This is a genomic window from Halostagnicola bangensis, assembly GCF_054653435.1.
On sequence record NZ_BAAIGG010000002.1, the window covers coordinates 886,940 to 904,438 of the forward strand.

The 17,499-nt window shown below is 61.4% G+C and carries 18 protein-coding genes and 1 pseudogene; 10 read left to right on the forward strand and 9 right to left on the reverse strand.

What is annotated here, in order from left to right; translation table 11 throughout:
* Positions 1-58: 58 nt before the first annotated feature.
* From ACYQ14_RS06030 to ACYQ14_RS06040, 3 genes are all read right to left on the reverse strand, one after another.
* A complete protein-coding gene (locus tag ACYQ14_RS06030; protein WP_459885930.1) occupies positions 59-373 on the reverse strand; it encodes a nucleoside triphosphate pyrophosphohydrolase in 315 nt (104 codons plus the stop codon).
* A 97-nt stretch (positions 374-470) separates the two neighbouring features.
* Positions 471-863, reverse strand: a complete 393-nt coding sequence (locus tag ACYQ14_RS06035; RefSeq protein WP_459885933.1) for a DoxX family protein — start codon at positions 861-863, stop codon at positions 471-473.
* Entirely contained in the window at positions 864-1,910 is a 1,047-nt protein-coding gene (locus tag ACYQ14_RS06040; RefSeq protein ID WP_459885936.1) for a WD40/YVTN/BNR-like repeat-containing protein, read from the reverse strand. It lies immediately after the preceding gene.
* A 165-nt stretch (positions 1,911-2,075) separates the two neighbouring features.
* Here ACYQ14_RS06040 and ACYQ14_RS06045 point away from each other — a divergent pair, with 165 nt between their 5' ends.
* The 3 genes from ACYQ14_RS06045 (at position 2,076) to ACYQ14_RS06055 (ending at position 5,704) form a co-directional block, all read left to right on the forward strand.
* On the forward strand, positions 2,076-3,074 hold the full coding sequence (locus ACYQ14_RS06045; RefSeq protein WP_459885939.1) for a TatD family hydrolase: 999 nt from the start codon (positions 2,076-2,078) through the stop codon (positions 3,072-3,074).
* Between the two features lie 111 nt (positions 3,075-3,185).
* Positions 3,186-3,974, forward strand: a complete 789-nt coding sequence (locus tag ACYQ14_RS06050; protein ID WP_459885942.1) for a helix-turn-helix domain-containing protein — start codon at positions 3,186-3,188, stop codon at positions 3,972-3,974.
* 230 nt (positions 3,975-4,204) lie between these two features.
* Positions 4,205-5,704 carry an amidohydrolase family protein gene (locus ACYQ14_RS06055; RefSeq protein WP_459885945.1) on the forward strand — a complete coding sequence of 500 codons (1,500 nt, stop codon included), beginning with the start codon at positions 4,205-4,207 and terminating at the stop codon, positions 5,702-5,704.
* A 146-nt stretch (positions 5,705-5,850) separates the two neighbouring features.
* Here ACYQ14_RS06055 and ACYQ14_RS06060 read toward each other — a convergent pair whose 3' ends face one another.
* Both ACYQ14_RS06060 and ACYQ14_RS06065 read right to left on the reverse strand, forming a co-directional pair.
* The gene (locus tag ACYQ14_RS06060) at positions 5,851-6,738 is read right to left on the reverse strand and encodes a fumarylacetoacetate hydrolase family protein (protein ID WP_459885948.1); all 888 of its coding nucleotides are present in this window, start codon (positions 6,736-6,738) and stop codon (positions 5,851-5,853) included.
* 79 nt (positions 6,739-6,817) lie between these two features.
* Complete coding sequence (locus tag ACYQ14_RS06065; RefSeq protein ID WP_459885951.1) at positions 6,818-8,176, reverse strand: amidohydrolase family protein; 1,359 nt, start codon at positions 8,174-8,176, stop codon at positions 6,818-6,820.
* Between the two features lie 112 nt (positions 8,177-8,288).
* On the opposite strand from ACYQ14_RS06065, the gene ACYQ14_RS06070 reads away from it, so the two are divergent.
* Complete coding sequence (locus ACYQ14_RS06070; protein ID WP_459885954.1) at positions 8,289-8,909, forward strand: TetR/AcrR family transcriptional regulator; 621 nt, start codon at positions 8,289-8,291, stop codon at positions 8,907-8,909.
* Positions 8,910-9,300: 391 nt separating this feature from the next.
* Here the strand turns inward: ACYQ14_RS06070 and ACYQ14_RS06075 are convergent, their stop codons facing one another.
* Positions 9,301-9,441, reverse strand: a complete 141-nt coding sequence (locus tag ACYQ14_RS06075) for a hypothetical protein (protein ID WP_459885956.1) — start codon at positions 9,439-9,441, stop codon at positions 9,301-9,303.
* Between the two features lie 56 nt (positions 9,442-9,497).
* Here ACYQ14_RS06075 and ACYQ14_RS06080 point away from each other — a divergent pair.
* Positions 9,498-10,771: pseudogene (locus ACYQ14_RS06080) on the forward strand (RNA-guided endonuclease InsQ/TnpB family protein).
* A gap of 256 nt (positions 10,772-11,027) precedes the next feature.
* Positions 11,028-11,258 carry a hypothetical protein gene (locus tag ACYQ14_RS06085; RefSeq protein ID WP_283834539.1) on the forward strand — a complete coding sequence of 77 codons (231 nt, stop codon included), beginning with the start codon at positions 11,028-11,030 and terminating at the stop codon, positions 11,256-11,258.
* Positions 11,259-11,393: 135 nt separating this feature from the next.
* Here the strand turns inward: ACYQ14_RS06085 and ACYQ14_RS06090 are convergent, their stop codons facing one another.
* From ACYQ14_RS06090 to ACYQ14_RS06100, 3 genes are all read right to left on the reverse strand, one after another.
* Complete coding sequence (locus tag ACYQ14_RS06090; RefSeq protein WP_459885959.1) at positions 11,394-12,332, reverse strand: alpha/beta fold hydrolase; 939 nt, start codon at positions 12,330-12,332, stop codon at positions 11,394-11,396.
* 201 nt (positions 12,333-12,533) lie between these two features.
* A complete protein-coding gene (gene meaB, locus ACYQ14_RS06095; RefSeq protein WP_459885962.1) occupies positions 12,534-13,667 on the reverse strand; it encodes a methylmalonyl Co-A mutase-associated GTPase MeaB in 1,134 nt (377 codons plus the stop codon).
* Positions 13,664-14,080 carry a cobalamin B12-binding domain-containing protein gene (locus ACYQ14_RS06100; protein WP_459885965.1) on the reverse strand — a complete coding sequence of 139 codons (417 nt, stop codon included), beginning with the start codon at positions 14,078-14,080 and terminating at the stop codon, positions 13,664-13,666. The genes meaB and ACYQ14_RS06100 overlap by 4 nt, the downstream gene beginning before the upstream one ends.
* A gap of 228 nt (positions 14,081-14,308) precedes the next feature.
* On the opposite strand from ACYQ14_RS06100, the gene ACYQ14_RS06105 reads away from it, so the two are divergent.
* From ACYQ14_RS06105 to ACYQ14_RS06120, 4 genes are all read left to right on the forward strand, one after another.
* Complete coding sequence (locus tag ACYQ14_RS06105) at positions 14,309-14,983, forward strand: HD domain-containing protein (RefSeq protein WP_459885969.1); 675 nt, start codon at positions 14,309-14,311, stop codon at positions 14,981-14,983.
* Positions 14,984-15,285: 302 nt separating this feature from the next.
* Entirely contained in the window at positions 15,286-16,266 is a 981-nt protein-coding gene (locus ACYQ14_RS06110; RefSeq protein ID WP_459885972.1) for a transcription initiation factor IIB, read from the forward strand.
* A gap of 22 nt (positions 16,267-16,288) precedes the next feature.
* Positions 16,289-16,507 carry a MarR family transcriptional regulator gene (locus ACYQ14_RS06115; protein WP_459885975.1) on the forward strand — a complete coding sequence of 73 codons (219 nt, stop codon included), beginning with the start codon at positions 16,289-16,291 and terminating at the stop codon, positions 16,505-16,507.
* 45 nt (positions 16,508-16,552) lie between these two features.
* Positions 16,553-17,458 carry an NAD-dependent epimerase/dehydratase family protein gene (locus ACYQ14_RS06120; RefSeq protein ID WP_459885977.1) on the forward strand — a complete coding sequence of 302 codons (906 nt, stop codon included), beginning with the start codon at positions 16,553-16,555 and terminating at the stop codon, positions 17,456-17,458.
* Positions 17,459-17,499: the final 41 nt, after the last annotated feature.

Consider the following 17,499-nt stretch of genomic DNA (forward strand, 5'->3'; position numbering starts at 1 on the left):
TTGTGCGAGCGAGGTTTCTGTTCGTATAGCGATTCCCTGATCGATAAGTATAGGATAGTTATTTTTCAACTCGTTTGAGTACAACCCCTTCGTCGAAACGACCTCGCTGTTCTGCTTTTTGTGCTCGCTTTTCATTTAGCTCGTCGACACTCACACCCTTTGTTTTCCGAATCGCGTGGACGACCTCCAATACATCCGCTAATTCCTCCAAAGAACGTGATTCTCGGTACTCAGCTACCTCTTCCTCTAACTTTTCTACTAATCGGTCAGAGTAGTCTTCGCCGGTAACTCTGTTGGTTACGGGCTCTTCTCCGTTCTGTGTGATAATCGCTGGAATCTTATCTCGGACAAGCTTGTCAAATTCCCGTCGCATAAGCAGTTCTTCAAAAGATCAACGAAAAAGATGGCGATAGACGATCAACAAGCAGTTGTAGTGAACAGGAACAACACTCGGAAAAGAACAAGCGATTCTAGGCGTCTCGGTCCGCCGCCTCGAGCAAGATGACCGCTCCCCCGAGCAAGGCGACGTTCTTCAGGAAATTGATCTTGTTCGCCTGCCGCTCCTCGCCCTCCATGGTCCAGAAGTCATGGATCGACGGCGTGGTGGTCAAAAAGAAGACGATCAGTGCACCGGCGGACGCTCGAGGGAACTTCCAGAACAGGATGCCGAGATTCGCCACGAAGAGCATGCCGGTGACGAACGGAACCAGGAGGTCTGGAACCGGAACGCCCTTCGCTCGAGCGACCTCGACGCGCTTTTCGTTGTTCTTGAATCCGTCGACGGCCATGTACGCGAGGATGCCGCCGTACAGCGCTCGGCCGAGGGCCGACGGCGGCTCGCTCGAGGAGTCGGAATCGGACACTCAGATCACCTCGAGTCGGCTGACGTTCGCCTCGACTCGGCCGACGGTGTGGTACTCTCCGTCGTCGTCTCGTCGCATGATTCGGCCCTCGACGTCGTCGCGCTGGTCGGGCACATCGAACAGGCCCGAACCGCAGATGACGTCCCCCTCGTACACATCCCACGTCTCGACGATCTCGTGCGGTTCGCCGGGGTAGGGGACCCGATCGAAATCGCGTCCGAAGTTCGTCGACTCGAACAGCGCCGCCTCGTGGTCGTCCTCGACCCAGGCCGGCGGGGCCTCCTCCCCGCCACAGAAAAAGACGGTGCCGTCGTGGACGAAGACGCACCTGATGTAAGAGAAGTCGTTCCCGTCGTCGAGGCGGGACCAGGAGTCGCCGGCGTCGGTCGTCCGGTAGAGCCCGCCCGCGCCGACCGCGTGGCCCAGTCCGAGATTCTCGAGTTCGTGGTCCAGATACCCCGTGGTCGCGAGCCAGACGTCCGCCGAAATCGGCAGGATCTGATGCACGTCGTCGACGATCGTATCCCGCCGATCCCGCCACGTTTGCCCCCCGTCGTCGCTCAGGTGGATGCCGCCGGCTTCGACGCCGGCGATCAACCGTTCCGGTCGGCCGGGGACGGCCTCGAGCGCCCGCAATCGCGCGTAGTGGGGATCTATCGGCGACTCCCAGTGGCCCCGAGACGGAAGGTCGCGAAAGCCCTTCAGCTCGGTCCACGTCTCCCCGTCGTCGACCGAGCGGTAGAGGTACGGATCGTTCGTACCCGCATAGAGCACCCCGTCGGCAGTCGCCAGAATCGACCACACTTCGCTCTCCCCGGCATGCCAGAAACGATCCCCAAGCGGGACCTCGAGGTCCTCCCAAGTCTCTCCACCGTCGCGCGACCGGTACGCGCCGCTCGAGGAGGCGACGAAGACACCGTCCGCGTGGTCCCACGACTTTACGGCCGTCACCACGTCGCACTCGAGAATGCGTTCCGCCTCCGATCGGTCGAACGGGATCTCGTCGACCCGGTACAGGCCGTCGTCTGTTCCGATCAACAATGACATACGAACAGTGTGTGGGTTCGACACACAGATAAAGTTTTACCAGGCCGTAAAACGCTAAGTGCCGGCGGGCAGAAGAGGGTACTCGAGACGGGTTCGTTCGGCCACCCGGGACGACCTCGCTTTCGCAAATCCCAACGCCCGACGTACCACGACAGCCACAGAACCATGACACCAACACACCCGACGAAACGACCGACCGATGCGACACACCTCGAGGAGAGGCCCGACCTCCCGACGGAACTGCTCAACCTTCCCTGGATCGACATCCACAACCACGTGCACACGCTCTCGTGGGAGGACCGGGAGCGCTACACTCTCGCCGGGTGCGAGTCGATGGTGATGGTCGCCTCCGGCTACCACTGGACGCCCTACAAGCCGGTTAGGGCCGAGGACGTCCGATATCTCTGGGACGACGCGGTGAACCGCCGCGCGGCCATCGAGCGCGATCACTTCTTCGAGGCGAACCTCGGGTTGGGCATCCACACCGGGGTCCGCATCGAGAACCCGGACGAACTGCTCGAGGCGATGGCCGACTACTGCGAACTCGAGGAGGTCGTCGCCGTCGGCGAAACGGGCGTCACGCCCGCCCAGCACGTCGAAGCCTGGGACGTAGACGAGCAATGCGCCGTCGTCCAGGCCCAGATGGAACTCGCGGACGAACACGACCTGCCGGTGCTCTTGCACACGCCGAACCAGTCCGGCGATTCCGGTCGATCCTACCGCTCGGGAATCGGCGTTCCGGGATATGAGAAGAACACGGAACTGGGGGCTGAGCCGGTCATCGAGGGCGACAATCCGGCGCTTGAGGCGGTCAAACTCGACGTCGAGGCAATGGGTGACGCCGGGATCGACGACGAACAGATCGTGGCCTCCCACGCCGATGGGAACAATACCGCATACCTCATGGAGAACACCGACTGCTACCTGAGTTACACCATCGGCCACTCGTGGCTGATCGGCGTCGACGCCGCGGACGTCGCGGACGCGATCGACGAGTACGGCCCCGAACGGATCATGATCGACACGGACTGTGCGAACGTACTCCGGACGGATCCGTTCGCGTTGAAACGGGCCATCTTCGAACTCTATCGGTACGGCATCGACGAGGACGCGATCCGGCAAGTCGTACTCGAGAATCCGCGCGAGGTGTTCGATGTCGCGTAACGATTCGACCGTGGCCGACGGAACCGCAGAATCATCACGGGCGACGAATGCACGGACTCGGTTGGAATGTTCCAAGCCGGTCTTTAGGGGCTGTTCAACGAAACGATAACCATGCAAGCGTTCGAATTTACGATCACCTACGAGAGGGGTGCCGACGAGCTGATGGATGTCTTCATCGAGAATCCGGGACTGTATTCGAAGACGGTCTCGTGTAACGTCTCCGGCGGGACGATGTGGCGAATTGACGAAGTGACCGGGCCGAGGGAGTCGCTTCCGGCCTACGACGACGTACTCGAGGGTCTAGACCGCTGTACGAATCTAGAGGGCGTTGCCGGGTGTCCGATCGACTGGTGGCACGAAGTGCTCGTGGAGACGGCAACTCGCCGCGTCATCTACTCGAAACAGTCCGAGGGCCCCGGTTGCCGTTCGGTCCCGTACCTGGTGAGAGAGTATCTCGGCGATGGGGCGCTGTTCCGCGCGGAGCAGTACCACGACACGTACAAGTGGCGCGTTCTCGTCGAAAACGACGCGTCGCTAAGCCCGATCTACGAGACGATCGACGCACATCTCAGGCCGGGACTCGAGTTGCGGTTCGAGCGCGTAGATCACTCGCCCGAGTGGGACGACCGGCGGTCGGCCACTGACGATCTATCCCACGAACAGCGCAAGGCGGTGCAAACTGCGGTGGAGTACGGCTACTACGAGTCGCCGCGAGAGGTGTCCTTACAGGAAATCGCAAACGATGAAGGGATTCCAGTCTCGACGCTCCAGTATCGGATTACGCGTGCGGAGGCCTGGCTCGCGAAGCGTTACCTTTCGGGATTCGTCGAAAATCCATCTGAGTCGGCCAACTCCGACGAAGAGACTATTCCTGAAGGCGAAGTCTCGGTTTTCTCCTGAATCGACCCGGTTTTCGGGGTCGGTCGCCCGATTCGAGTGTCTGTCACCCAGTTCGAGCATCGGTCGTCCGGTTCGGGTATCTGCCGTCCGGTTCGAGTCTCCGACGCAGCGACACCGACCGATGAGCCGGTGCAGAGATAATCTGGAGACAGCGACGACGACATCCCGTTTGGAACGTTCCAAACGAGGCCACTTCTCTCACCGGGGTAATCGTCAACTGTAACACGACGATGAAAGAACCTGTGACTGCTGACGGACGGACGGTATCGCGACGGAACTATCTCAAACTCGGAGCCGGGACGGCACTGTCGCTACCGCTCGCCGGCTGTTTCGGATTCGGCGACGACTCGGTGTCGGACACATCCGGAGCGGCCCAATCCGACGACACGCACCTGACGATAATCAAGGACGGCACGCTAGTCCCCATCGATCCCGACGTGGGCGTACAGGCGAACGCGGACGTGTTGATCGAGGACGGCGAAATCGTCGAGATCGCCGATACCATCGAGGAGTCCGACGCCGAAATCGTCGACGCGAGCGACGCCATCGTTCTCCCCGGATTCGTCAACTCCCACCTGCACACCTGGCAGGCGAGCGTCCGCGGCACCACCGGTGACTGGACGTTCTCCGAGTACCTCGAGTTGATGCTCGGCGATGTCAGCAGCCGATATGAACCCGAGGACGCGTACTTGGGGAACCTCTTCGGTGCGGTCGAGCAACTCCACACCGGAACGACGACGGTCCTGGACTGGTTTCACATCGCGAACTCCCCAGACCACACCGATCGGGCGATCGACGGGCTCGAGGACGCCGGTATCCGGTCGGTGTTCGCTCACGGGCCACCCGGGGACGACGGCGATACGTGGTGGGAGGCGAGCACGGAACCGCATCCAGCAGACATCGAGCGACTGCACGACGAACGGTTCCCGGCCAACGACGGGTTGCTAACGCTGGCGATGGGTATTCGCGGTCCCGACTACGCGACCGACGAGGTCGTCGAGGAAGACATCGCCCTCGGCCGGGAACTCGACATTCCGATTTCGATGCACATCGGCTCGCTCGGTCCGGGCGGCGTCTACGATCTCGAGGAACTCGACCTCTTAGGGCCGGATCTCAACTACGTCCACGGGAATCGGTTCGAGCGGGAGGAGTTCGAGTTGATCGGCGACTCCGGCGGCTCGATCTCGATCACGCCGGAAGTCGAAATGCAGATGGGAATGGGGATGCCGGTTCTCGGCGAAGCCATAGCGGCCGACGCGACGCCGACCCTCGGCGTCGACATCACGTCGAACGTCAGCGGCGACATGTTCACGCAGACACGGATGGCCCTGCAGGCACAGCGAGCGCTGGACAAACAGCCGGCCGTCGAGCGCAACGAACAGACCGAATCGGTCTCTCTGGACGCCCGACGCGCGCTCGAGCTAGCGACCATCGAGGGCGCACGCGCACTCGGGATGGAAGACCGGATCGGCTCGATCACGCCGGGCAAACGGGCCGACATCGTCTTGCTTCGTACCGACGACATCACCACCGCACCCGTTCACGACCCGATCGAAACGGCGGTGTTCCAGGCGGGTACCTCCACCGTGGACACCGTACTGGTCGACGGACGGATCGTCAAACGAGACGGCGTGGTACACAACGAGGCGATCGAAACGCACTGGTCGGCGTTCGAACAGTCGGGAACCGATATCATCGACGAGAGCGTCGTCGAGCCCGGACGCCCCTGACGATCGAACGGAGCAGACGCCACAACCGTGCCCTCGGGCCCCCTTCGATGCAGTTCCCGATTGAGAACGCGTTCACACTGGCAAGTGTGGAGAGGTGCCACAATCCGTACAAACGCCTGCGTGAAAGCGGCGAATCTCGAGGCCGATCAGTCGTACCGACAGGAGTTCGTCAGCTCGCCGACGCCCTCGATCCCGATCGTGACCTCGTCGCCGTCCTCGAGCAGGACGGGCGGTTCCCGGTAAACGCCAACGCCCGGAGGCGTGCCGGTAAAGATGAGATCGCCGGGCTCGAGCGTGAACGCCTGACTACAAAAGGACACCAGCTCGTCGATGCCGAAGATCAGGTTGTCGGTCGTCGACTCCTGAAGCCGCTCGCCGTTGACTTCTGCCCAGATCTCGAGGTCGTGTGGATCCTCGAGTTCGTCCATCGTCACGAGTTCCGGGCCGACCGGCGCGAAGGTATCGAGGCTCTTGCCGCGAACCCACTGGCCGTCGCCGTGCTGGAGGTCTCGAGCCGACACGTCGTTGCCGACGAGGTAGCCCGCGACGTGTTCGAGGGCTTTGTCCTCGTCGACGCGGCGCGCTTCGCTCCCGACGACGACGACCAGTTCCGCCTCGTAGTCGACCTTTTCGGTGAGGTCGGGATCCCAGGAGATGGTGCTCTCTGGCCCGGTGACCGCCGTCGGGAACTTCGAGAAGAGCACGGGCTCGTCTGGGATCGGATTGTCGCCCTCCTCGGCGTGATCGCGGTAGTTGAGGCCGACGCAGACGACCTTGTTCGGGTCGCTCACCGGCTCGAGTCGCGTCACGTCGTCGGCACTGTACTCGCCCGTCCCCGTCTCCTCGGCGTACTCGAGGGCGAGTTCTGCCTTTCGTCGCCACTGCCAGTCGGAAAGGAGATCCGTCGTCGCTCGAGGGATCTCGAGGCCGGCTCCCGAACCCGCCTCGGGGAGGTTAATGACGGTTTCGTCGGTGGTCGATACGCCACACCAGGGTTGGTCCGCGTTCGTCGTCCGATATTGTCCGATTCGCATGAGTGGATGTTATGAGTTATCGCATCGCGAAATACGTCTTCGGTTTGGGGCGTGGGTGTTGTAAGTCCCAGCGCGGGAGTTACAGGTCAAGATCCGCTTCGTCGATCAGGCGCCGTCCGGACTCCACGAACCGGTCGAACTCCTCGCTTACTGCAGGATTCAGGAGTTCGCCGTCGCGTTTGACCGGCTCGCCGTCGACGAGCACGGTGTCGATATGGGACGGATCCGACTGGAAAACGACGGTCTGTATCGGCGAGTGGGCCGGGGCCGTCGTGAAATCGTCCGTTCGGATCGTCACGATATCCGCGCGTTTACCGGGCGTGAGCGTGCCGATCTCGTCTTCCATACCCAGCGCCTTCGCTCCCTCGATGGTCGCCATCTCGAGTGTATCCCGACAGGTCAGATTCACGCTGGTGACCTCCTCGTCGTTCTCGAGCGTTTGCTGATTATCCAGCATTCGCTGGACCTGCAGGCCGACGCGCATCTGACTGGTCATATCGCCGCTGATGTCCGAACAGACGTCGACGCCCCAGGTCGGCCGCCCGCCGGCCTCGAGCACCTTTCCGGTGACGGGAATACCGTGGGCCATCTGCATCTCGACCTCTGGCGTGGCCGAAAAGGAGACGCCCTGATCGACGGCGTGTTGGATGTCCTCCTGAGAGAAGTGATTCGCGTGGGCGACGTTTACGTCCGGGCCGAGCATGTCCGAAATCGCGCCGAAGCCCTGGTAGTCCTCGCCGTAGATCGACGAGGGCCAGAGCGCCGCACCCATGTGAATCGTCGCGACGACGCCGAGGTCGCGCGCGAGTTCGAGGTCGCTTCGGGCGACCTCCTCGGTCGTAAAGTCGGGACCGCGCAGGGCCAGTCCGAGCGAGAGCAGATCGTCGTCTTCGATCTTCTCCTCGCGGAGCTGTCGGACGTGCTCTTCGGGGTGGCTCTCGGTGCTGTCGAACCACCACGTCGCCGCGTCGTCCCCTGGCGGTCCGTAGGCGTAGACGGTTCGAAGTCCGGCCTCTTTCAGCCCGTCGACGGCCCGTTCTGCGTGTTCGGGCGTGTTGATCGCGTGGGACCAATCCAGCGCGGTCGTCGTTCCCGTGTGGAGCTTCTCGAGCGCGCCGAAGAGGTTCCCGAGGTACATGTCCTCGGATTCGTAGAGCCCCGCGATGTTCCCCAACATGTCGTCGAAGTAATCGCCCATGAGCGACCAGTCACCGGCGATCCCCCGCACCTGGGTCTGCCAGAGGTGGATGTGCGAGTCGACGAATCCCGGGAGAACGATCCGATCCGTCGCGTCGATGACGTCGGCGTTCGACGCGCTGAGACCGCGCCCGATATCGACGATTTCGCCGTCTTCGATCAGGACGTCCGCGCCCTCGAGTTGTCCGATCTCCGGGTCGAGCGAGACGATTGTGCCGTTTCGTATGATTGTTCGTGACATGCGCAGTTGGGTAGTCTTACCACGAGGATAAAAATTTACTGCTCAGTAAACTTTCTGCGGACAGTGGTCTCCGGAGCAATCAAATTATATAGCGTTCTCCCAGAGTAGGCCTATGAGCGAGTCCGATGGGAAAGTGACCTCCAAAGACACCGAAGTGGTGATCATGGAGGCGACCTTTCGTGCGTTGAGCAAGCACGGGTACTCGGACCTCAGAATGCGCGATATCGGCGAAGAGATGGAGTTGACTCGGCAGGTCATCCACTATCACTACGATGGGAAGTACGATCTGCTCTCCTCGTTTCTCGAGTACGTCATCGAGCAGTATGAGGGGAGCGTCGAAGTTGAGGCGGAGGCGGACCTCCGAACGGAACTCGACGCCCGGATCGACCAGTGTCTGTTCGGCCCGGAATTTGGAGAGTTTACCCACTGGGACCGCATGAAGGTGTATCACGAACTGTACACGCAGGCCCAGAACGACGACCAGCACCGAGAAATCTTCAACGAACACTACGAACAGCTTCGAGGAAGCGTCGTCGAAGTCATCGAAGAGGGGATCGAACAGGGAACTTTCCGCGACGTCGACGCCCAGCGCATGGGCCAACTCATCACGGACGTTATCCACGCCGCGCGGGGCCGACGTATCTCGCTCGGCCACGAAGACGCCCCCGAACAGGCCCGCCAAGCCATCGACGAATTTATCCTCGACTCGTTGGCTCTCGAGGAACAACAGTAGACAGAGCATTGTTTCTTTCTTTAATATCGGCTCGAAAACTGCAATACGTAACAATAACCTCTGTTACTGGGGGAATCGGCAGGTGTCGTAGACGCCTGCCACAACTCCCGGCAAAATCCGTTGATGCCGTCAGAACACACGGCATTCTGATAATGTCAAACACCGCAGCTGCGAGGTTTCACCCCGCTCCGTCGGTGAACCACTCGCTTCGTCTTCGCACGGCTACGCCGCGCGAACGGTTCACGGAACGTTCAGTTCCACGCTACCTAATTCAGCGAGAGAGTCCCGCCGTTTACGGCGTCCTCAGAACGCAAGCGTTCTGATGGGCATCGCAAACCTTCGGTTTGCTCAACGGGCGTGAATCGCGTAAGCTCCGTTCCGCGTCCGCCGATCACTGCTGGTCTGGGGCCTCCAAGTCGTCGGCAGCGTGGATTAGCATCCCTCGCCACGTCAGGCCGTGGTCGTTTTTCACGCGCTTAATACGCTCGTACTGTTCGTCGTCCGGTACTTCGATGTTGACGTGGTTCGACATACTATCTACGAGAACCCGTATGTTTATGTTAGTTCCGGCCGTAGCAGTAGATAGCGATGAAGCGGACCAACACCTTCGAAGTCGTTCCTCAGCCGACGCGGACGAGGAGTTGCTTCGTGGTCTGTTGGACGCTTCAGCCGCTCTCTGGAACGAAATCAACTACGAGCGCCGCCAACACTACGCCGACCCCGATGGCGACGTGTGGGAGATCAGCGAGTACCGCGGACGGTATGGCGGCACACTCGGCGCTTCGACGGTTCAGCAAATCGAACGCAAGAACCGCGAAGCGTGGCGGTCGTTCTTCGCGCTCCAAAAGAAGGGAGAAGCCAACGGCAAGCCCGGCTTCTGGGGCAACGAACGCGAAGGACGCGACCTTCAGACGTACATCCGCAACACATCGTACTCGGTCGAATGGGGCGAATACTCTCGCCTCGAAATCCTCGTCGGGAGCGACCTGAAGGAGGAGTACGGACTCGGGGCGCGGGAACGCCTTCGCCTCGAAGTTCGCGGAGAACCAAACTGGAAAGAGTACGACAAGCAAGGTCGGCTCGAACTGTACTACGACGAGACCGCACAGACGTTCAGGGCCTTTCAGCCAGTCACCGTAGACAATTCTCGACTGGCACAACCACTGGCTTCGGAAGAAGCTGCCTTGGACATCGGTGCGAACAACCTCGTCGCGTGTACGACCACAACCGGCCAGCAGTACCTCTACGAAGGCCGCGGCCTGTTCGACCGCTTCCGCGAAACCACGCGCCGAATCGCCGAGCTTCAGTCGAAGCTTCGAGATGGTCGGTACAGCAGCAAGCAGATTCGCTCGCTATACCGGCGTCGAACGCGCCGACGCGACCACGCCCAAGACGCGCTTTGCCGCAACCTCATCGAACGGTTGTACGACGAGGGTGTTGCGACAGTGTACGTCGGCGATCTCACCGACGTTCTCGAAACGTCGTGGTCCGTCCGATCGAACGCGAAGACGCACAACTTCTGGGCGTTCCGGGCGTTCATCAATCGTCTCGCGTGTACCGCCGAGGAGTTCGGCATCACCGTCGAAGTTCGGACGGAAGCGTGGACTTCGCAAGAGTGTCCGAACTGCGGTTCGACCGACCGTACGACTCGGCATCAAGACTCGCTCACGTGCGCCTGCGGCTTTGACGGTCACGCGGACTTAACGGTAAGCGAGACGTTCCTGAGACGGCACAACAGCGTAGTACGGCCGATGGCACGGCCTGTATGCCTCAAGTGGGACGACCACGAATGGTCAGAGTCACCACGCTCAGTTCCCAACGAGGAGCATACGAACCCGCAAGTTGCCTCCGTGGGTCGGTAAGCGAGACCCCCAGCGTGAGGAAACCCCGGCGTCGTCGGGCTTCGCCCGACTGCCTGCGGGATCCTCGATCCCGCTCTGTTCACGCCGGGGAGGATGTCATTCGCGGATGCTGGTGTTTTCAACAGTGGTCACGTCGCCCCGAGTACAGGATTCGGTTGACTGTCGAGCGGAACGATCTTCGCGGCGAGAGACTTCTGCGTGCACGGGTATGAGGTCACCTGAAGACACATTATTCTGTGTCAGCATAGATTTCTGTATGCCTAGTATCACGGTCAACGTGGACGACGACCTCAAAGACCAAATGGAAAAACACCCGGAAATCAACTGGAGTGAGGTCACGCGACAGGCCATCCAAGAGAAGATTGAGACGCTCGAGATGATGGACGAACTTACCAATGAGAGTGAACTCACCGAGCGCGATGTTCAGGAAATCGCCAATAAAATAAACGAACAAGGACGCAAGCACGTCGAAGAAGAATCGACGTAGACTTGGCGAATGAAGCTGGTCATCGATGCCAACGTCGTTATCTCTGCACTTATCGCGGATTCGAAATGGTAATCGCCATTTGACGACCCTCGAGAGGACGACACATTCGCTCGTTCTCGAGCCCGTTTTCGCCAATTACTCCCCAAGATGCGGAAGCTCCGCGGCGAGGTACTCGACGAATTTCTCAGGGTGTTCGGCGTGGGGGAGTAAGGTCGAGTAGTCGATAACGACCAGATCCAGATCAGCCGCTTCCGCGAGGTCTCGCCCGTCGCGAAGCGGAACTAACTCGGCGTCACGACCCCAGATGAGCGTCGTCGGCGTCTCGAGGGCGGCGAGTTCGGTCTGGAGGTCGAACTCGGAATCGGGATCGAGCGTGCCCGACGCGAACGACGCTGGGGCATAGCGCGCGCCCGGCTGGTGGGCGCTCTCCCAGCCGTAGGCGACCTGTTCCTCGTCGATGTTGGCCGAATCGTAGTAGCCGTCGCGGTCGTAGAAGTAGCGGATCGACGGCTTGCTCGAGAGGAAGTTAAACAGCGTCGTGCCGATGACTGGCGTCCGAAGGAGCGTTCGGAGCCGCGGCCGTTCGTCCCCGGTTTCGGCCGTCGGACAGATGAGCATGAGTCGCTCGAGATCCGCGTCTTCGGCGGCTTCAGCGGCGAACGCGCCGGTAAGCGACGATGCGACGAGGATCGGCGAGTCCGCCACGTCGTTCGCGAAATCCCGAATAAACTCGCCGTACAGCCGCGAGGAGTACACCAGCGGCGGTCGATCCGACCGTCCGAATCCGGGGAGATCGACGGCGATTACGTGATAGTCCTCGGCGAGGCGTTCGAAAATCGGATCGAACTCGTTGCTACTGGCGGCCGCGTGGATGCCGTGACAGAGGAGCATATCCGGCGCATCGGGGTCGCCGGCGACCGTATAGGAAATGTCCATCCCCCGCCACCGATAGGTTCGCTCGACGCCGGGCAAGGGGTTCTCGAGGTCACCCGCCCGTCGTGCGAGCATGCGATTTCCGAGGACGGCTGCACCAGCGGTTCCCAGGGCTCCGGCGACTACCGTTCGAAGCTTCATGCCCCGTGGTTCGTCGTCGACGACCTTCAACTTGCGGCCGGTCTACAGAAGTTGTGTCCGATCGGCCGCAGACGTTGTCGCTGGGGGAAAAGCCGCGAGGGCCGCGTCGCACTGACGACTGCTTATACTGTCGGCTGGAAGTCGTTCATAGTTCTCGTCGCCCGGGGTGCGAGAATCTTCATAGAGGGACAGCCGACAGTATTAGGACTGCGAACTCGTCTCCGGAGTCTCCTCCGTCTCGAGTCCCTCGAGACACTCCTCGACCGGCTCGAGAAGGTCGTCGGCGATCGTGTACGGATCGGTGTCGCCGGTTCGGACCGCGTCGGCTAACGCTTCGACGCCGCCGGCATCCTGAAGTCGCTCTTCGAGGAGCGCATTAACGTCCTCTCTGAGGAGAGTCCTGATCTCCTCGGCGTAACGTTGACGCGCGTTTTCCGCCTGCTCGCCGGATTCCTCGAGGTAGGTTTGGTGGGTTGCAAACTCCGATAAGAGCTCGTCGATTCCCTCACCCTTCGTGGCAACGGTTTCGACGATCGGGGGTCGCCAGCTCGCGTCACCGTCCGAGACGTCTGCGTCTGCCGAATCGGCGTTCGACCCACCGACATCTGCCGCGTCGCCGGCATCGTGAGTCGCCTGATCCGTGGCGTCGGGTCCGTGATGGCCGCTCCCGCCGCCGAATCCGCCGCCCTCGCCGAGGTCGATCATCTCCATCAACTCCTTGACGGTCCGATCGGCTCCCGGCCGGTCGGCTTTGTTGACGACGAACACGTCGGCGATCTCGAGGATCCCCGCCTTGAGCGTCTGGATCGAGTCGCCCGAGCCCGGCGGGACGAGCACGCCGACGGTGTCGGCGGTGCGAACGATATCGATCTCGTTCTGGCCCGCGCCGACGGTCTCGATGATGATTTTGTCCTTTCCGAAGGCGTCCATAGCTTTGACGGCGTCCGCGGTCGCCGTCGAGAGGCCGCCGAGGGTGCCACGGGCGCTCATCGAGCGCACGAAAACGTCCATATCACCGACCGTCGAGGCCATCCGAATGCGATCGCCCAGCACCGCGCCGCCGGTAAACGGCGAGGAGGGGTCGATGGCGATGACGCCGACCGTTTCGCCGCGCTCGCGGTACGTTTCCGCGAGTTTGTCGACCAGCGTCGACTTGCCGGCACCGGGGCTTCCCGTGATGCCGATGACGTCCGCCTCGCCAGTGTGTGCGTAGAGTTTCGAAACGAGATCGCGGTAGCCCGGCGACCGGTTCTCGATCTTCGAAATCGTCCGGGCGAGCGCGCGATGCTTTCCGGCGAGCAGTTCCTCGAGAAGCTGGTCGTCCGCCGCGCTCATCGTTGCGGGGCGTTTTCGCGGACGAAGTCAACCGTCTCTTCGATGGAGGTCCCTGGACCGAAGATGGCGGCGACGCCCTCGTCCTCGAGCGGCGGTCGATCTTCGTCGGGGATCACGCCGCCGACGAGGACGAGCGTGTCGTCTTTGGCGCCGTACTCCTCGAGACCGTCCATGATCTTCGGGACGAGCGTATTGTGGGCTCCCGAGAGGATAGAAATACCGAGGACGTCGACGTCCTCCTGGACCGCGGCTTGTACAACCTCGTCGGGCGCTTTGTGCAGTCCGGAGTAGATGACCTCGAATCCGGCGTCGCGGAACGCTCGAGCGATGACGTGTGCCCCGCGGTCGTGTCCGTCGAGACCGACTTTCGAGACGAGACACCGAATCGACTCCGCTTCCTGTTCGCTGCTCATAGGCCTACGTTTCAGGGCCGTCTGTTTGACTTTAACGGTCGTTCCTTATGGTGTGTCAGTATCAATCATGTGAATGGTGTTCATAAACGGTAAAGCACGTCAGGTGTCGTCGTTGCCCACCTAAAACGACCGTCCGGAACCAAAACCCGCCCGAACCAAAGGCTAAAGAGCGAAACGACCGTATATTCCGGTAATGACTATCATTCGTTTGCTGCGGAGGGATCTCTCGTGGGCGTCGAAATAAAAGAAAACAGGGTATCCGACGCTGAGTTCGAGGCGATGAAAAGTTTTGTCTTCGAGTATCTAGCGGCCAGCGTCGAGAAAGAGGACGAAGGTGGTCGCATGCGCTGGTACCCCTGGCATTCCGCCGAGTACCGACACAACCACATCCTCAACGTCGTCGCACTCGCCGAGGAAATCGCAGAAGAAGAAGGCGCAGATGTCGACGTTACGCGCGTCGCCGGACTGTTTCACGACGTGGCCAAACTCGAGACCGATCAGGAACTGCACGCCGAAGCCGGTGCTCGCGTCGCCCGCGAGTACCTCGAGTCCCGCGGTGAGTATCCCGAGTCGTTTATCTCGCAGGTCTGTCGAGCCGTCGAATACCACTCCTATCAGGGCGACCTGGACGACCTCGCACTCGAGACCCAGTGTCTCATCGAGGCCGACTTGCTCGATAAGGTCGGCGCGAACGGAATCGCGTTGATGCTCCTGCGCATGGGCTACGAAGCTCGGACGCACATGGACTCCGAGGAGATGGTCGATCGGGTCCTCGAGCGCGGTCTCGAGGCCGCCAATCGCGTCGAAAGCGATGCGGCCGAGAGCATCGCCCACCAGCGGCTCAAACGCGTTCGCTGGTTCAGCGACTGGCTCGAAGACGAAATCGCGGCGATCGGCAACTAGGGCACTCGAGGGAGTCGGGCCCTGATTCGGCGTTGAGGCGTCAAAAACTGAACTGTTTTCACCCGTTTCGAGCCGTTGCTCTCTCGTGATATTCGAGCAGTTATTACCTCGTTATAGCCCGTATCAAACGATGTCTGCCGTCTGCCGTACCCGTTTGGGTCGAGTCCGACCGCTGAGGGCGTATCGGAACGCGAAGCGGATTCCTATTCGCTGGGAATCCGCCCCGCGCTCTTATGCCCCGCTCCGAATGTGCTAGATGACCACAACCTCGTCGCTTCCAGGAATCACAACCGCTCCGAACCATGGACAACATACGCACCAAGACCCCGCCTCGCGTCGACACGCAGGAACCCGTCGATCGGACAAAATCCCCCGACTCGAGGACCGAGTGTCCGGAATGCGACGGCACGCTCCAGCGGAGCGCCGAACAGGGAGAAACGGCGTGTCGCGAGTGCGGGCTCGTGGTGCGGGAGAAAACGATCGATCGCGGCCCGGAGTGGCGGGCCTTTAGCGCCCAGGAGCGCGAATCTCGGAGCCGCGTCGGCGCGCCCTCGAGCGAACTCCGACACGACAACGGGCTCAGCACGCGGATCGACTGGCGAAACAAGGACGGGTACGGAAAGCAACTCTCGGCGAGAAAGCGCAAACTGTTCAAGCGACTCCGAACGTGGGACGAGCGATTCGTCACGAAAAACGCTCGAGAGCGGAACCTCAAACAGGCGTTCGGCGAGATCGATCGGATGGCTTCCGCGCTCGGCCTTCCAAAGCCGTGTCGAGAAACGGCGGGCGTCATCTATCGGCGCGCCGTCGAGCGCGAACTGTTGCCGGGCCGATCCATCGAAGGGATGGCGACGGCGAGTCTCTACGCCGGCGCGCGACAACACGGGACGCCGCGGACACTCGTCGAGTTCGAGACGGTGAGTCGTGTCGAAAAGCTTCGAATTCAGCGAGCCTATCGATACCTCTCTCAGGAACTGGACCTTCAACTCGAGCCAGCGGATCCGCTCCAGTACGTTCCGCAGTTTTCCTCCGCGCTCGAGATCAGCGACGAAGCCGAAGGGCTCTCGCGGGAGTTGCTCGAGGCGGCGAAAACCGAGGCGCTCCACAGCGGTCGAAGTCCGGCGAGTATCGCCGCAGCAGCACTGTACGCCGCCGGTCGGCTGTCGAACGAGGACGTGACCCAGGAAGCCGTGAGCGACGTCGCTCACGTGAGTTGTGTGACGATTCGAAAACGCTATACAGAGATTCTCGATGTCTATGCAGAATACCAGGACGACCGATGAGCGACGCACAAGGAACCAGCGAATGAATACCGAACAGCGAATACTCCGACAGCTTTCCGAGCGGGAACCGCTCGACGTGGCCGAACTCGCGTCCGTTCTCGAGGACCACCCGATGACGGTCGAAGTCGCGTGCGATCGGCTCCACAAGCGGGGGCGCGTTCGGCTGATCGGGTCCGGCAGGTACCGACTTGCCGAAAGCGATACCGCTCACCCGCGGGAAACCAATTCTTCGGAAGAATAGCTACCACAGCGGTGGCATTATGGGGTCTCGCCCCCGAATTTTCGTATGCGAGTTGCAATTTTGGGCTGTGGTCACGTCGGCTGCGAACTCGGCCGCCAGCTCGCCGAGCGCGGTCACGACGCGATCGGCGTCCGACGCTCGAGCGAGGGTATCGAGACGATCGAATCCCACGGCTTCGAAGGGGTTCAAGCGGATATCACCGACGAGCGCGAACTCGAGTCCGTGCCGGCCGTCGACGCCATCGTATTCGCCGCGAGCAGCGGCGGACGCGCCGCGAGTGCAGCGCGGCGGGTGTACGTCGAGGGCCTTCGCACGGCGATCGAAGCCTTCGGGTCGCGCGACGATCCGCCGGATCGGCTGGTATACACGTCTTCGACCGGCGTTCACGGCGATCACGACGGCGACTATGTCGACGAAGAGACGCCCGTAGAGCCGACCACCGAGAAGACGGAGGTGCTCGCCGAGGCCGAGCGCGTCGCGCTCGAACTCCCGCCCGAATACGGATTCGACGGCACTGTCGCCCGATACGCGGGCCTCTACGGACCGGAACGCTACCGGCTCGAGCGATATCTCGAGGGGCCGGTCACGGCGGGATATCTGAACATGGTCCACCGCGACGACGCGGCGGGAGCCGTTCGATTTTTGCTTGAGGAGGACCTCGCACGCGGCGAGGTCGTGCAGGTCGTCGACGACGAACCGGCCGAGAAGTGGGCGTTTGCCGACTGGCTCGCCGAGGCCGCAGACGTCGAAGAGCCGCCCAAGCAGACGAAAGCCGAACGACTCGAGGGAGGGGACATTTCAGCGGCCGCCGAACGGCGGATTCTGACCAGCAAACGGTGCTCGAACGAGAAATTGCGGTCGCTCGGGTACGAATTCGCGTATCCGACGTTTCGCGAGGGGTATCGGGCCGCTATCGACGACTATTCCGGAAGCGCTAGGGCAAACGAGTGAACACCCCTGCCAATTATTGACCGATTGAAACGAGTCAGATG